The sequence below is a fragment of the Sphingopyxis sp. TUF1 genome (genome assembly GCF_036687315.1).
Taxonomy (GTDB): domain Bacteria; phylum Pseudomonadota; class Alphaproteobacteria; order Sphingomonadales; family Sphingomonadaceae; genus Sphingopyxis; species Sphingopyxis kveilinensis.
Genome location: NZ_CP144683.1, coordinates 2786369 through 2799998, shown reverse-complemented (window position 1 = coordinate 2799998; position 13630 = coordinate 2786369). Strand labels below are relative to the sequence as shown.

Here is a 13630-nt window from a genome sequence, read left to right as displayed (position 1 = left end):
ATCCTACTCCGCGCGCGTATCATCAACGGCCTGCGGAATCCATGATCCGGATTCCGAGTTCCTTCAGCTGCTTGTCGCTGACCGGCGCCGGGGCGCCCATCATCAGGTCTTCGGCCTTCTGGTTCATCGGGAAGACGACGACTTCGCGGATGTTCGGCTCGTCGGCGAGCAGCATGACGATGCGGTCGACGCCCGGCGCCGACCCGCCGTGCGGCGGCGCGCCATATTTGAAGGCGTTGATCATGCCCGCGAAATTGGCATCGACCTCGGCCTGGCTGTAGCCGGCAATCTCGAACGCCTTGTACATGATGTCGGGGCGATGGTTACGGATCGCGCCCGACGACAGTTCGACGCCGTTGCAGACGATGTCATATTGCCAGGCGAGAATGTCGAGCGGGTCTTTGGTCTCGAGCGCCTCGAGTTCGCCCTGCGGCATCGAGAAGGGGTTGTGGCTGAAGTCGATCTTGCCCGTTTCCTCGTCGAGTTCGAACATCGGGAAATCGACGATCCAGCACATTTCGAACTTGTTCGGGTCGATAAGGTCGAGCTGCTCGGCGACGCGCGTGCGCGCGAGGCCCGCGAGCTTGGCAGCCTGCGCTTCCTTGCCCGCGGCAAAGAACAGTCCGTCGTCAGGGCCGAGACCCAGCTCGGCGGCGAGCGCGTCCATCTTGTCGGGCCCGTGGTTCTTGGCGATCGGGCCGCCCCATTCGCCGCCCTTGCGCGTCGCATAGCCGAGGCCCGCGAACCCTTCGCCCTGCGCCCAGCTGTTCATGTCGTCGAAGAATTTGCGGCTCTTTTCCGCGGTCGCCGGCGCGGGGATCGCGCGCACGACGTCACCCGCCGCAACGATGTCAGCGAAGCGGCCGAAGCCCGAGCCGGTGAAGTGCGACGACACGTCGGTGATGATCAGCGGGTTGCGCAGGTCGGGCTTGTCATTGCCGTATTTCAGCATCGATTCGCGATACGGGATGCGCGGGAAGGAACCGGCGGGCGTCACCGACTTGCCGTTCGCAAACTCCTCGAACACGCCCGCGAGCACGGGCTCGATCGCGTTGAACACATCGTCCTGCGTGACAAAGCTCATTTCGAAATCGAGCTGGTAAAATTCGCCCGGGCTGCGGTCGGCGCGCGCGTCTTCGTCGCGGAAGCAGGGCGCGATCTGGAAATAGCGGTCGAAGCCCGCGACCATCAGAAGCTGCTTGAACATCTGCGGTGCCTGCGGCAGCGCATAGAATTTGCCGGGGTGGACGCGGCTCGGCACCAGATAGTCGCGCGCGCCCTCGGGCGACGAGGCGGTGAGGATCGGCGTCTGATATTCGGTGAAGCCCTGTTCGACCATGCGGCGGCGCAGGCTGGCGATCACGTTCGAGCGCAGCATGATGTTCGCATGGAGCCGATCGCGGCGCAGATCGAGGAAGCGATATTTGAGGCGGATGTCCTCGGGATACTCCTGTTCGCCCGCGACCGGCATCGGCAGTTCGGCCGCGGCCGACTGCACCGCGACCTCGCGCGCGCGCACTTCGATCGCGCCGGTCGGCAGGTTGGCGTTTACCGTTTCGGCCGAACGCGCGACGACGTCGCCGGTCACCGTCACGACGCTTTCGGCGCGCAGGCCGTCGAGCGTCGCAAAGGCAGAATCGCTGCTGTCGGCGACGATCTGCGTCAGGCCATAATGGTCGCGCAGGTCGACGAACAGCAGCCCACCATGGTCGCGCTTGCGGTGCACCCAGCCCGAGAGGCGCACAGTCTGGCCGACATGCTCGGCGCGAAGCTGGCCGCAATGATGGGTGCGATAGGCGTGCATTTCATGGTCTTTCGAAGATTTGGGGACGTCACGTTTAAAGTGATTTATGGCCGCGCCTAAGGCAGGGCCGGGCCGGATTTGTCAAGGCTTGTCCCGATCAGCAGGTGAGCCCCAACCCGTCGAGCACCTCGCTGCGGAACAGCGCGCGGTGCGCGGGATCGGGAAGCAGCCGGTCGCGCGCGCTGCACCAGCGGCGGAAATCCTCGCCATAATCGGCGGCGACGCGCGCCGCGCCGAGGTTGCAGCTTTTCGCCCAGTGGCGCGTGAAGGCGATCCCCTCGGCATCGAGCCGCTCGACGACGCGCGCGTAGGCATTGGCGGTGCGCGGGCTGCGCGGCCCGTCGAAGTCGATCACCGCATTATGCGCAAAGCGCGCGGGCGCCAGCAGACCCTGGGCGCGCTGCATGAAGCGCAGCGTGACGACGGTAGACCCGCCGTGGCGCGCATAGACGGCGCAGATCAGCTCGAACGCGCGCACGAGGTCGGCGCGGTCGATGGTGACCGACGCGTTGAACAGGTCGGCGAGCGGACGGTGCGTGTCGAGCCCCTCCCCCCAGCTGCCATAGACGGGCGCATCGGTGACGTCGGGGCCCGAGGCATAGCCGAGCTTCATCGCAAATTGCAGCAGCGCGCCGCGCGCCCAGGGATAGTCATTGAGCAGGCGGCCGAGGAGCGTGAGCGCATCATACCCCGCGCCAAGCTGCCCCGGCGTCGCGCGCGGATAATCGTCGCGCCACGGTTCGCGGTAGAGGAAACGGAGCATCGCGGGGCGTTTGAACGGCTTGTAGGGATTGACGATCATCTGGACAAAATCGGGATCGCGGTCGAGCGCATAGGCGGCCGAGAAGCGGCGGAAATCGCCCGCCGCGAGCCAATCGAGCGCGGCGCGGTCGACCTTGCGGAGATTCTGGATCGGCCGGACGAGGAACCGGGGCACGCTATCGACGACGAGCGCGGTGACGATGCCCAGCGCGCCGACCGGCATCTGTGCGGCTGCGAAAAGATCGTCGTCGCGCAGCGGCTGCGACCCGGTAGCGGCGATGAAGGCGTCGCTCATCGCGCCCGCCTTCGGTTCGATCCAGTGGACGCCCGCGGGCGTGACGATCTGCACCGCGCGGATATGATCCTGGATGCCCCCGTGCGCCACCATCGAGCCATGCGTGCCGGTCGCACAGGCGCCCGCGAAGGTCTGGCCATTGCCCGCACCGCTCGTCCATAGCGAACGGCCCTGCGCCTCGAGCTTGTCGGACACTTCGTCGACAAGCGCCCCCGCCTCGACGAGCATCAGCGCGCCGGCATCGACACCGTGGCGAACATCATCGGCGTTGATGCGGAAACAGCGGTTGAAGCGCCGCGTATGCAGCAGCCAGCTTTGCGAGGCGATATTGATGTTCGACGGCGACCAGCCAGCGCCCAGCGGCCGCACGCGCCGCCCCGCCGCTTCAGCGGCTGCAAGCCAGTCCTGAACCGCGCGCGCCGCTGCCGCAAGTTCGTCGCGCCCGCGCGCCGCATCGCCCGATCGCAGCGCAAAGCGCGTCGCCGCCTGACAAGTGCCGGTGCCGTGATAGTTGCGCCAGCTGCCCTCGGTACCGATCTGGACGATGGGCATCACGCATCCCCCAACGGCTGAATCCCGGCATGGGCGCGCCACGCGACAGTGACCGGGCGCAGGAAACCGAAGCTGGCGATCGACACGAGCGTCTGGCGCCGCGTCGCAAAGACACGAACATCACACAGGCCATGGTCGGATTCGGGGGTCACGAACGGCTCTGCGGCCTGCGCTGCGAACCCCCAGCCTTTCAGCGTCACCACCACCATTTCTTCGTCGAGCGGCCTGGGGTTGGCGATCGACACGAACACATCCGCCTGACCGGCGAGATATTGTCCGAAAAGCAGCAGAAGAACAAGCGCGGCCAGCGCCCAACCGAGCCATATCATGCCCCAATCCCCCTCGTCTTTCCCCCGCCGGCGCTTCGGCTTTGCGGTCCGAAGAGCGGCGGCCGGGCGCCCCGCAATTTTTCCTGCCCGTTCTTTTCAACTAGCTGTATAGGCGCGCTATGCAAGTCCATCCGTTGATCGATACCAATGCCGCGCTCATCGAATTCTGCGACCTTGTCAAAGGCAGCGATTTCATCGCCGTCGATACCGAATTCATGCGCGAAAACACCTTTTGGCCGGAGCTTTGTCTGATCCAGATTGCCGACCGTAACCATGCGGCGGCGATCGATCCGATGGCGCAGGGGATCGACCTTCAACCCCTGCTCGACCTGCTCGTCGGCAATGAGGATATGCTTAAGGTCTTTCACGCCGGCGGGCAGGATGTCGAAATCATCTTCAACCTGACCGGCAAGACGCCGCACCCGATTTTCGACACGCAGATTGGTCAGATGGCGCTCGGCCAGGCCGAACAGGTCGGCTATTCGAACCTCGTCGAAGCGTGGCTAGGGCTTCAACTCGACAAGGGCGCGCGCTTCACCGACTGGAGCCGCCGCCCGCTCGACACGCGGCAGATCGATTATGCGATCGGCGACGTCACGCATCTGGCCAAGATTTTCCCGATGATGCTCGACAAGCTGATCAAGACCGGCCGCGGCCATTGGCTGGACGAGGAAATGGAAAAGCTGGCCGATCCGGCCAATTACAGCGTCGATCCCGAAAATGCGTGGCAGCGGATCAAAATTCCGTCGCGCAAGCCCGAGGTACTTGGCCGCCTGCGCGCGCTCGCGGCGTGGCGCGAACGCGAGGCACGCAACAAGAATTTGCCGCGCGGCCGCATCGTCAAGGACGAAACGCTGGCCGATCTTGCCGCGCACCCGCCGAAGGATCAGGAGGGGCTGGGCCGCGTCCGCGGGCTGTCGGCGACGTGGAAAAGCAATGACATCGGCGCCCGCCTGATGGACGCGCTGACGCACGCCAAGCCGCTGGGCAAGGACGACATGCCCGACCGGGCGCCGCGCGGTCCGGGGCTGGGCAAGGAAGGCGCGCTGGTCGCCGACCTGCTCAAACTGCTCCTGAAAATCCGCGCGCGCGAGCTCAACGTCGCGGCGCGGCTGATCGCACGCAGCGACGAGCTGGAGGCGCTTGCCGCCGGGGCGCGCACCGGCATATCGATGATGGAAGGCTGGCGTTACGAAGTGTTCGGCCACGCCGCGGTCGACCTGGTCGAAGGACGCATGGGTTTTGCCGTCAAGAACGGTAAGCTGGTGATGAGCGAGATCGACGCGGCGACGGTCGAAGAATAAGCCGGTAACGATATAAACGTCGCCCCCGCGCAGGCGGGGGCCGCCAGCAGCCTCACCAAGCACCGAAAGCATAAACCGCCAGCGGCCCCCGCCTGCGCGGGGGCGACGGGCTCTTCTACAGCAGCATCAGTTCGGGCTTCGCGCCCAGCGCCTGTGCGAGTGCGCGCAGGCGGCGTTCGACCGATTCGCCCGCCAGATGATGCCAGCCGCGATCGAGGCTGAGCTGCAATTTTCCATCGACCAGCGCGATGCCGCTCGCTTTGAGCGGCGCCTCGATCCCGCCGGTCAGCCGCTGCGCGAGCCGGATCGCCAGACCCCATTGCCGCGCACGCGCCAGCCGGTCGGCGCTGACCAGCGCGCCCATTGCGGGAAAATCGGCGTCGGCGCCGCCAAACCCGGCGTGCAACGCGCGCGCCAGCAGGATGCGCCCCGGAATGTCGATGCCGCGCCAGTTGCCGTGCAGGCCGATTTCGGTGCCGCGTTCGGCGCGGAAATCGGGGTTGGCAGACCAGGCGACATCGCTGAGCAGGCTGGCGGCAAGGCGCACGCGGCTGTCGGCGGGCGCTTCGTCGGCAAAGAGCGGCGCGATCCATTCGGTGATCGCGCGGCCGTGCGGCGCGAAGCGCGCAAGGCGGCGCCCCTCGAACTCCGCTGCGACGATCAGCGGATCCTGCGCGCGCGTCGATGCGTCGAGCGCCTGATAGAGCAACCCCTCGCGCAGTCCCGAGGACGAAACGGTCATTTCGGGAACGTCGATGATGCTGGCGAGCGCCGCGAGCAGCGCCGCGGCATCGGGCAAGGTCGCGGCGCGGTTCGACGCCATGCCGGGAATCGCGCGCAGGTCCTCGAAGCTCAGCCGCTTGGTCGCGCGGACGAGGCGGCGGAGCGCCGCGCGCGGGAAGCTATGCTGGTCGAGCACCGCGAGCGGATCGTTGGTCAGTTCGAGGTCGAGGCGCGCCAGCGCGCGCCACGAACCGCCGACGAGATAGAGCGGCAGGCCGGCCATGCCCCCCGGCCAGCCCGCATCGCGCAGCATCTTGCGCACCGCGCGCTCGAACGGTTGCTGCCCCGCCCGCCGCAGCGCCGGCAGTCGCAACACGCCCAGCGGAAAGGAGGCGCGGCGGCCGACCTCGCCATTTGCGACCTCGGCGAGTTCGAGACTGCCACCGCCCAGGTCGACGGCGATACCGCGCGCGTCGGGGATGGCGGACAGCACGCCATAGCCCGCCGCTTGCGCCTCTTCCTCACCCGAAAGCAGGCGTATTTTGAGCCCGGCTTCGGCCGCGGCGGCGATGAAGTCGGGGCCGTTCGCCGCATCGCGCACCGCGGCGGTGGCGACGCAAACCAGCTCCTTCACTTCCATATGGCGCGCGAGCAACGCGTAACGGCGGAGCGCGGTGAGCCCCCGTTCGGCGTCGGCGTCGGCGATGCGGCCGTCGATGGCCAGCCCGCGGCCGAGCCCCGCCGCGACCTTTTCGTTGAAGATCACCGCCGGCGCGCGCGCCGGTCCTTCATAAACGACAAGGCGGACCGAGTTGGAACCGATGTCGATGACTGCCGAGCGATGGACCGCCGGTTTCGAGGTGCGCAGCAGAGCCAAGCGGTCCGGTCTCAATCTTCGCGAAGGCCATAGGCGAGCGTCGGGACATCCTGACGCTGATGAAGCGCCGTGCCGCGGCCCGACAGCGAGGGGTTGTTCATGAAATAATGATGCAGGTTAAAAGGCTTGTCGCCCGGCGTCACCCGCCGCGATGTGCCATCGGGCTGCAATATCCAGCTTTGTTCATTGTCGATCAGGTTCGCGACGAGCACCTGGTCGAGAATCTGGTCGTGAACGGTCGGATTTTCGATCGGGATCATATATTCGACGCGGCGGTCGAAATTGCGCGGCATCCAGTCGGCGCTGCTTATGTAAAGCCGCGCGGCGCGGCTGGGCAGCGGCGCGCCATTGGCAAAGGCCCACACGCGGCTGTGTTCCAAAAAGCGACCGACGACCGATTTGACGCGGATCGTGTCGGACAGGCCGGGGACGCCGGGACGCAGGCAGCAGATGCCGCGCACGATCAGTTCGATCGGCACGCCGGCGGCGCTCGCCTCATACAGCTTGTCGATGATGTCGGGATCGACGATGCTGTTCATCTTGGCCCACACCCCCGACGGACGACCTGCCCTTGCCGCCGCGATTTCGGTGTCAATCAGCTCGCTGAGATGCTGGCGCATGTTGAGCGGCGACATGGTGATGAGTTCGAGCCGTTCGGGTTCGACATATCCGGTGATGTAGTTGAACAGCTGCGCCGCGTCGCGCCCCGCGCGCGGATCGGCGGTGAAGAAGCTCAAATCGGTGTAGATGCGCGCGGTCACCGGATGGTAGTTGCCGGTGCCGAAGTGGCAATAGGTGCGATACCCCTGCCCTTCGCGGCGCACGACCATCGAAATCTTGGCGTGGGTTTTCCATTCGATGAAGCCGTAAACGACCTGCACCCCAGCGCGTTCGAGCTGGTTCGCCCAGAGGAGATTCTGCTCCTCGTCGAAACGCGCCTTGAGTTCGACGACCGCGGTCACCGACTTGCCCGCCTCCGCCGCCTCGATCAGCGCGCGAATCACCGGCGACTGGTTGCCCGCGCGGTAGAGCGTCTGCTTGATCGCGACGACATCGGGATCGGCCGCCGCCTGCCGCAGGAAGGAAACGACGACGTCGAAGCTTTCATAGGGGTGGTGAACGACGATGTCCTTCGACCGAATCGCCGCGAAACAGTCGCCGCCATGTTCGCGGATGCGTTCGGGAAAGCGCGGCGAATAGGCGGGGAATTTAAGGTCGGGGCGATCGACATCGACGAGCGCGGAGAGCGCCGCAAGCCCGATGAAGCCGCCGATCTTGGCGACGATCGCCTCGTGCCCCTGAATATCGGCATTGAGCACCGCGGCGATTTCAGCCGGCATGTCCGCCTCGATCTCCATCAAGATCACGCGGCCACGGCGGCGGCGGCGGATCGCGGTGCGGAACAGGCGGACGAGATCCTCGGCCTCTTCCTCCAGTTCGATGTCGCTGTCGCGGATGATGCGAAAGACGCCCAATGAACGGATCACGAAACCGGGGAACAACAGGTCGCCGAACAGCTCGATCAGATATTCGATCGGCACGAAACCGCTGCTTTCCCCCGGCACCGGCACGAAGCGCGGCAGCGAAGCGGGGATCATCACCAGTTCGCGGACCGTTTCGCCGCTGGACCGGCGCTGAAGGTCGAAAATGACGCCGAGACCGCGGTTGGGGATGAAGGGAAAGGGATGCGCCGGATCGAGCACCTGCGGCGTCAGGATCGGGAAAATCTGGTCGATGAAAAACTGGCGAAGGCTCGTGCGCAGCGCCTCCTTGTCCGACCCGGTGCCGTGAACGACGATCCCCTGTTCGGCGAGCTGGCGATTGAGCCGTTGCCATTCGCTCTGCTGCTGATCGACGAGGCGGTTCACTTCGGCCTCGATCTCGGCAAGCTGCTGTCCCGGCGAGCGGCCGTCGGCGGACGGATCGTCGATCCCCTGCAGCTGCTGCCCCTTCAGCCCCGCGACGCGGACCATGAAAAATTCGTCGAGGTTGCTGCCCGAAATCGACAGGAAGCGCAGGCGTTCGAGCAGCGGATGCGCGGGATTGCGCGCTTCCTCCATCACCCGCCGGTTGAAGGCGAGCCACGACAATTCGCGATTGAAGAAGCGTTCGGGACCGAAGGCCGGCGGCGTGGATGCGGTGTCGGCATCGTTGTCTGCGCGCAGCGATTGTCCGGCCGTCGTCATCTTTCCTGCCTTTCGGGGAGATCGGGATCGATCAGCCCTTGTGACAGCAATGTTTCACGAGCGAGACGCACCCCGAGGCGCCGCCCCTGTTCGAGCGACGCAGCGTCGAGCGCCGCGACGACGCGGTGGATCATGGCATAGCTGCGCTCCATGCGCGGCACGATATAGGAGGCGACGCCGGGCGCAAGCGCAACGCCGCGCTGCGCGAAGAGCGCCTCGATCAGGTCGCGCGCGAGGCAATCGTCGGGCTCGCCGATGACGAGCACCGGTACCGCGGCGAGGCGCGAGCGGAGGTCGGGAAGCGCGACATTCCATTCGGCGGGCGGCGCGTCGGCGATGATGAGCAGCGGCGACCCGCTCGCCTGCGCCGCGTTCCAGGCGTGGAACAACTCTTCCTCGCTCACGCTGTCGTGCGTGTCGATGACGCGGCCGCCGGTGTCTGCCGCGAAAAGTCGGCCCATCAGGCTGCGCCCCGATCCGCGCGGGCCGGTGAGCACGGCGGTGCGGACGGGCCAGGTCGCGACATGGCGCAGATAACGCACCGCATAGGCATTGCTGGTGCCGACAACGAGCGGGCCGTCGTTCGCCCCGCCCGCGCTCCAGTCGAGCGGCAGCGCAATCTGTCCGGAAGGTGCCCGCGCCGCCATCAGCGGCTGATCCGGAGCTGGCCGCCGCCTTCCTGTACGGCAAAGCCACGCGCCGTGAGCGCCGCGCGCAGCGCCGCAAGATCGCCGCGGAAGGTCACGCGCATCACCGACGTGCCACCGAGTGCGAGACTGGTCGTCGAAGCCGACTGGACCCCCATCGCGGCGGCAACGGCGCGCTCGGTCGCAGTGACCGATTCGACGTCGGGCGAGCTGTACTGGACGGTGAAGCTTTGGACGCCCGCCGGTCCTGCGACGGGGACGCTGCCGTCGGTTTCGATGGGCAGCGCGTCGGCGTCGTCCGCGGTCGTTTCTTCGGGCAGATCCTCGCGCTCGACCGGTTTTTCGAGGACGAGATAGGGGTCGGTCCGCAGCACGCCGGCCTCCAGCGCCTCGGTATAGATGCGGTCCATGCGCGCGACCGCCTTTTCCATCATGTCGGGCAGCGCCGCGGGGCTCGGCCCGGTCATGGTAAAGCTGGCGATATGCTTGCTGTCGGGGCCGAAGCGCGCGGTAAAATGGCCGCGGATCGGCCCGCCCGGATAGGCATATTCGACGCGCGCGATCGGGATCAGTACGTCGGCGGCGCCATATTGATCGAGGATCACCCGCCACCACACCCGGCCGCGGCGGCCGATCTGCCCTGTATTGAGCAGCAGCGTGTCGGCGCCGGTGCCGGCGGTGCGGACATAGTCGATCGCGCTTTGCCCCGTATTATATTCGGCCCAGGCGCGCTGCCATGCGCTGCGCTGTTCGAACACCTGCTGGATACCGTCAACCGAATAGACGGGGATGACGAGCAGCGGCGCCGACCGCAGGGTGCGCCCGCTGACGCCCAAAATCTGCCCCGCGCGTACGCGGTCGAACTGCACGCCAAGCCGGGCGACGTAGCGGCGCGGACCGATCTGTTCCTCCTCGACGACGATCGCGGTGACAATGCCGTCGAGCACCGAATCGGTGAGCGCCGGGCCGTCGGTGCCGTTAAGGCGGCGATAGAGCTGGGCCCAGCCCTGCCGCTGCGCCTCGCGCCAGCCCTTCGTCCGCGCGTCGTCGGCATTGTCGCCGGTCACATCGACGCGGATACCGCCTGCGAGAAAATCCCCGCTCGAGTTGATCGGCGTGATACCGCGATTGCCGCGCGTGATCTGCCCGTCGACGATTCCGGCGAGCAGGATCGCGACGAACAGGCCGAGCAGCGCAGCCCAGCGCCAGTCGCGGCCTTGCAGGGTGCCGAGCGAAAGGCGCGGTGCGAAGCGAGGGAAAGCGGCCGAAATCATATCTTCTCTATGCTCTGCCCAAAAGCGCGGGCCCCGACAAGGAAATCATGGCATTTGTCGGCCGGAAGCGTTAGTCGCGCGGGCCATGGATTCCAAGCAGAACAAACCCGCCGCCTACACCTATGCCGGCGCCGGAGTGTCGATCGAGACCGGCAATGCGCTGGTCCGTGCCATCGCCCCGCTGGCCCGCGCGACGCGGCGGCCGGGCGCCGACGCCGACCTTGGCGGCTTTGGCGGCTTCTTCGACCTGAAGGCCGCGGGGTTCAGCGATCCGTTGCTCGTGGCGGCGAACGATGGCGTGGGCACGAAGCTCAAGCTTGCGATCGAATCGGGGCGCCATGATGGCGTCGGCATCGATCTGGTCGCGATGTGCGCCAACGATTTGATCGTGCAAGGTGCCGAACCGCTGTTTTTCCTCGATTATTATGCGACGGGCAAGCTCGACAACGATGTCGCCACCGCCGTGGTCGCGAGCATCGCCGAAGGGTGCAAGCAGGCGGGTTGCGCGCTGATCGGCGGCGAGACCGCCGAGATGCCGGGCATGTATTCGGCCGGCGACTATGACCTCGCGGGCTTCTGCGTGGGCGCGGTCGAGCGCGACGAGGTGCTGACCGCCGACAAGGTTGCGGCGGGCGACGTGATTCTTGGCCTCGCCTCGTCGGGCGTCCATTCCAACGGCTTTTCACTCGTGCGGCGCCTCGCGGCCGACAAGGGCTGGAAGCTCGACCGCCCGGCGCTGTTCGACCAGACGGTCCTGCTGATCGACGCGCTGATGGCGCCGACGCGCATCTATGTGAAGAGCCTGCTCCGGCTGGTGAAGACGGGCAAGATTCATGCGCTCGCGCATATCACCGGCGGCGGTTTGCTTGAAAATATTCCGCGCGTGCTGCCCAAGACGCTACACGCGCATGTGGATGCCGATGCGTGGGATCAACCGCGACTGATGGCGTTCCTGCAGGCGCAGGGCAATATCGAGCCCGAGGAAATGGCCCGCACCTTCAACTGCGGGATCGGCATGGCCGTAGTCGTGGCGGAAGCCGATATGGTAGACGTGACCGCGGCGCTCGAAGCAGCGGGCGAAACAGTGTTTCGGATCGGCCATATCGCCGCGGGGAAAAAGGGCTGCACGGTGAGCGGCAGCGCCGAAACCTGGAGCGCGCGCGCAGCGTGGAGTGCGACGCACCACGGATAATTCCTCAAAACCGTTTGCCCTGAGCTTGTCGAAGGGTCGTTCTTCCTTTCAACCGCAGAAGAGAAAAGAACAGTGCTTCGACAAGCTCAGCACGAACGGATTGAGAGAGTGGTGCCATGACGAAAGCCCGTGTCGCCGTCCTGATTTCCGGCGCTGGAACCAATATGGCGGCGCTGCTTTACGCGGCCAAAGCCGACACGTGCCCCTATGAACTGGTGCTCGTCGCGAGCAACAACCCCGGCGCGCCGGGGCTGAAGATCGCCGAGGCCGAGGGGGTCGCGACCTGGGCGCATTCGCACACGGGCCTGACGCGCGATGTCTTCGATGCGCTGGTCGACGAACAGCTGCGGGCCGCGGGCGCCGACTATGTCGCGCTCGCCGGCTATATGCGCATCCTGTCGGACGCTTTCGTCGCGCGCTGGACGGGGCGGATGCTGAACATCCACCCCAGCCTGCTGCCGAAATACAAAGGGCTGAACACGCACCAGCAAGCCATCGACGCGGGCGATGCCTTCGGCGGGTGCAGCGTCCATGTCGTGACCCCCGCGCTCGACGATGGCCCGGTGCTCGCGCAAACCTCCGTCGCGATCGTGCCCGGCGACACGCCTGAAACGCTGGCGGCGCGCGTGCGCTTTGCCGAGCATCAGCTCTATCCCACGACGCTCGCCGCCTTCGTCACGCGCGAACGCTCGCCCGATTATCTGCGCGACCGGGTGCGCGAACTGGCGCTGGCGCTGCCCGAAAGCGACGAGGTGACGTCGCACGGGATGCCCTGCTTCGGGATCGTGAAGGGCAAGAAATTCGCCTATTTTACCGAAGATCATCACGGCGACGGCAAGATCGCGGTGCTGGTCAAGATCAGCGGCGGCGACGAGCAGGCGGCGCTGATCGAGATGGACGGCGACCGCTATTACCGGCCGCCCTATTTCGGCGACGGCTGGATCGGCGTCCGCCTCGACCTGGGCGATACCGACTGGGACGCGATCGCCGAATGGCTGCGCAAGAGCTGGCTGTCAGTCGCGCCGAAAAAGCTGGCGGGGCTGATGGCGGTGGCGGAGGATTTCTGACGAAAAAGACCGCCGGATCGCTCCGGCGGCCTTTCTATATCGTCGCCCTCGCGCAGGCGGGGGCCGCCGGCGGCGTAGCGCGAGGCGGCTTGCGGCCCCCGCCTGCGCGGGGGCGACGCTAATCATCAGCCGACGATTTCCTCGGGCTTGAAGAAATAGGCGATTTCGATCGCGGCATTTTCGTCGCTATCCGAACCGTGGACGGTGTTCGCCTCGATGCTTTCGGCCAGTTCCTTGCGGATCGTGCCCGGTGCGGCGTCCTTGGGGTTGGTCGCGCCCATGATGTCGCGGTTGCGCTGCATGGCGTTTTCGCCTTCGAGAACCTGAACGACAACGGGGCCGCTGGTCATGAATTCGACGAGTTCGCCGAAGAAGGGGCGGTCCTTGTGTACCGCGTAAAAGCCCTCAGCCTGTTCGCGGGTCATGTGGATGCGCTTCGACGCGATAACGCGAAGGCCGGCGTCTTCCAGCATCTTGGTGACCGCACCGGTCAGGTTGCGGCGCGTGGCGTCGGGCTTGATGATCGAAAAGGTGCGGGTGACCGCCATGGGGGAAGCTCCTGTGTTGGTGTGTTATATGATGCGCGCGCCTCTAGCCGCGCTTTTGCGCGACCGCAAG

The 13630-nt window shown here is 66.2% G+C and carries 11 protein-coding genes; 3 read left to right on the top strand and 8 right to left on the bottom strand.

Annotation, left to right across the window (positions count from 1 at the left end; translation table 11 throughout):
• Window positions 1-22: 22 nt before the first annotated feature.
• The 3 genes from aspS to VSX77_RS13140 form a co-directional block, all read right to left on the bottom strand.
• Window positions 23-1804 carry an aspartate--tRNA ligase gene (gene aspS, locus VSX77_RS13150; protein ID WP_338425063.1) on the bottom strand — a complete coding sequence of 594 codons (1782 nt, stop codon included), beginning with the start codon at window positions 1802-1804 and terminating at the stop codon, window positions 23-25.
• 97 nt (window positions 1805-1901) lie between these two features.
• A complete protein-coding gene (locus tag VSX77_RS13145; protein WP_338425062.1) occupies window positions 1902-3413 on the bottom strand; it encodes an FAD-binding protein in 1512 nt (503 codons plus the stop codon).
• Window positions 3413-3742 carry a hypothetical protein gene (locus tag VSX77_RS13140; protein WP_338425061.1) on the bottom strand — a complete coding sequence of 110 codons (330 nt, stop codon included), beginning with the start codon at window positions 3740-3742 and terminating at the stop codon, window positions 3413-3415. The genes VSX77_RS13145 and VSX77_RS13140 overlap by 1 nt, the downstream gene beginning before the upstream one ends.
• Window positions 3743-3861: 119 nt before the next feature.
• Between VSX77_RS13140 and rnd the strand changes: the two genes are divergently transcribed.
• The gene (gene rnd / locus VSX77_RS13135) at window positions 3862-5046 is read left to right on the top strand and encodes a ribonuclease D (RefSeq protein ID WP_338425060.1); all 1185 of its coding nucleotides are present in this window, start codon (window positions 3862-3864) and stop codon (window positions 5044-5046) included.
• A 115-nt stretch (window positions 5047-5161) separates the two neighbouring features.
• On the opposite strand, the gene VSX77_RS13130 is transcribed toward rnd, so the two are convergent.
• Genes VSX77_RS13130 through VSX77_RS13115 form a run of 4 tightly spaced genes read right to left on the bottom strand, consistent with a single transcriptional unit; the run spans window position 5162 to window position 10753 of the window.
• Window positions 5162-6646: a Ppx/GppA family phosphatase gene (locus VSX77_RS13130; RefSeq protein ID WP_338425059.1), complete on the bottom strand. Its 1485-nt coding sequence runs from the start codon at window positions 6644-6646 to the stop codon at window positions 5162-5164.
• An 11-nt stretch (window positions 6647-6657) separates the two neighbouring features.
• On the bottom strand, window positions 6658-8832 hold the full coding sequence (locus VSX77_RS13125) for an RNA degradosome polyphosphate kinase (RefSeq protein WP_338425058.1): 2175 nt from the start codon (window positions 8830-8832) through the stop codon (window positions 6658-6660).
• On the bottom strand, window positions 8829-9479 hold the full coding sequence (locus VSX77_RS13120; RefSeq protein WP_338425057.1) for an HdaA/DnaA family protein: 651 nt from the start codon (window positions 9477-9479) through the stop codon (window positions 8829-8831). The genes VSX77_RS13125 and VSX77_RS13120 overlap by 4 nt, the downstream gene beginning before the upstream one ends.
• Complete coding sequence (locus VSX77_RS13115; RefSeq protein ID WP_338425056.1) at window positions 9479-10753, bottom strand: heavy-metal-associated domain-containing protein; 1275 nt, start codon at window positions 10751-10753, stop codon at window positions 9479-9481. Before VSX77_RS13115 ends, VSX77_RS13120 begins: the two co-directional genes overlap by 1 nt.
• Before the next feature lie 85 nt (window positions 10754-10838).
• On the opposite strand from VSX77_RS13115, the gene purM reads away from it, so the two are divergent.
• Both purM and purN read left to right on the top strand, forming a co-directional pair.
• Complete coding sequence (gene purM, locus VSX77_RS13110; RefSeq protein WP_338425055.1) at window positions 10839-11945, top strand: phosphoribosylformylglycinamidine cyclo-ligase; 1107 nt, start codon at window positions 10839-10841, stop codon at window positions 11943-11945.
• A 116-nt stretch (window positions 11946-12061) separates the two neighbouring features.
• Complete coding sequence (gene purN, locus VSX77_RS13105) at window positions 12062-13012, top strand: phosphoribosylglycinamide formyltransferase (RefSeq protein WP_338425054.1); 951 nt, start codon at window positions 12062-12064, stop codon at window positions 13010-13012.
• A gap of 125 nt (window positions 13013-13137) precedes the next feature.
• Here purN and ndk read toward each other — a convergent pair whose 3' ends face one another.
• On the bottom strand, window positions 13138-13560 hold the full coding sequence (gene ndk / locus VSX77_RS13100) for a nucleoside-diphosphate kinase (protein ID WP_338425053.1): 423 nt from the start codon (window positions 13558-13560) through the stop codon (window positions 13138-13140).
• Between the last annotated feature and the right edge of the window lie 70 nt (window positions 13561-13630).